The 281-nt window shown below is 39.1% G+C and carries 1 protein-coding gene; it reads left to right on the forward strand.

Annotation, left to right across the window (positions count from 1 at the left end; all coding sequences use genetic code 11):
- The coding region (locus HC175_RS23555; RefSeq protein ID WP_168140141.1) for a four helix bundle protein at positions 1-187 on the forward strand (187 nt) is incomplete at its 5' end.
- Positions 188-281: the final 94 nt, after the last annotated feature.

Consider the following 281-nt stretch of genomic DNA (forward strand, 5'->3'; position numbering starts at 1 on the left):
CGCTGTGGCCAAGGCTTCATGTGGAGAAACACGTTCTCAGTTATACCGCGCCCTTGATCGAACCTATATAAGTAAAGAAGAGTTCGACATACTCTACAAAAAATTGATTTTATTGAGCAAGCAGATTAGCTCCTTTATAGCCTATCTGCAAAAAAGTGATTTAAAAGGAACCAAGTTCAGGGAGTGAACATAACCTTGAACCTTAGACCTTAAACCTGGAACATAAGAAGATGGCATATACAGAAGATGATTTAAAGAAAGAGCTGGACAGCAAGGAGTAT

The organism is Salinimicrobium oceani, assembly GCF_012037645.1.